The organism is Variovorax sp. 01T439_2 (genome assembly GCF_056398445.1).
Window position 1 is genome coordinate 1 of sequence record NZ_JBFTPJ010001326.1, and the last position, 1103, is coordinate 1103.

General features: G+C 68.0%; 3 protein-coding genes. All 3 read right to left on the minus strand.

The genetic code is table 11. From position 1 onward, the window contains the following. Positions 1–93: 93 nt before the first annotated feature. A complete protein-coding gene (locus AC1DOC_RS34660; protein WP_412511581.1) occupies positions 94–312 on the minus strand; it encodes a hypothetical protein in 219 nt (72 codons plus the stop codon). Between the two features lie 350 nt (positions 313–662). Further along, entirely contained in the window at positions 663–866 is a 204-nt protein-coding gene (locus AC1DOC_RS34665; RefSeq protein WP_015866693.1) for a hypothetical protein, read from the minus strand. Between the two features lie 9 nt (positions 867–875). Continuing rightward, the coding region (locus AC1DOC_RS34670; RefSeq protein WP_478131713.1) for an acyl-CoA thioesterase at positions 876–1103 on the minus strand (228 nt) is incomplete at its 5' end.

Here is a 1103-nt window from a genome sequence, read left to right on the forward strand (position 1 = left end):
GGGGTGGCGCGCAAGGGCGCCCATGAGAAGCGGGGTCCATCAGGCCTCCTTGTTTCTTGCGTGTCGTGCGGCGGGAGGTGGCAGTGCGGCGCGTCAGCGCTGCCCGGCGCGGGGCGGCCGCTCGAGCAGCAGGAAGAAGCTGCGGATGCGCCGCGTGGTCCAGAGCGCGGCGGCGCGGTCCAGCATTTCGTTGTCGATGTCCTGCGCCGTGACCTCGCGCGCAGGCGCAGACGCAGACGCAGACGCAGACGGGCGAGCGGTTTCCTGCACCGGCTGCTTTAGCTGTTGCTGACGAGACTGGAATTGGCGCATGGCAAGGCTCCTTCGCAATGAAGGGCCCCGTGCACGGACACACGCAAGCTGACTGAAAAAGTCAGTGACGAAGAACGGCGGGATTCGGAAGAGGGAGCCGCCCGCCTCGGATGGCGAACGGGTCAGGCTGCGTGCACGGCGGCCGCAGCGCAAAAGAGCCTGCGCTAGAGGGCCGGATGTGTCACGCCTGCCGAGGCACGCGTCTTGTCACTGATCCAACTGGCACTGTCCACGCACGGGGCTCCGAAATAAAGATGCGGGATTGTTGCACCGCACCACAACGAGCGTCAACCTTTTTGGCTATGTCCCGCGGCGCAGCCGGGTCGTTGCCGGGCCGCGGCCGAACTGGCTCAGTAGCACTGGAACAGCACGCCGGTCTCCGCGGGCGCCTTGCCGAGCCAGCGCGGCGTCTGGCCCTTGGCGCTGCAATGGTCGGCGGCCTGCGTGTACGTGGGTGCGCGCAGCACGCCTTCGCGCACGGGCACCACCTCGTTGGGGAGCGTCGAGCAGCCGGTGACGAGCAAAGCGAGCGGAAGAAGAGTGCGCCAGTTCATCGGGCCATTCTAAGACGCGGCCTCGTCGCAGAGCGCCCGGATGGACGGGGGAATCGGCACCGCGCGGATGCCGCCGCCTTCGCGCCTGGCCGCGAAGATGCGCACCTCCTCGCATTCGAGGATCAGCTCGTCGCCGCGCAGCACGCGGTAGGCCTGCACGAAGCTCTTGTCGCGCCACTCGGTGACGCGCACCGCGATCTGCAGCGTATCGCCGTAGCTCGCGGCCTTGACGAAGCG

Bases quoted from the DNA above. Each gene is read 5' to 3' on its own strand.
- AC1DOC_RS34660 (WP_412511581.1), bottom strand. From the start codon at position 312: ATGCGCCAATTCCAGTCTCGTCAGCAACAGCTAAAGCAGCCGGTGCAG.
- AC1DOC_RS34665 (WP_015866693.1), bottom strand. From the start codon at position 866: ATGAACTGGCGCACTCTTCTTCCGCTCGCTTTGCTCGTCACCGGCTGC.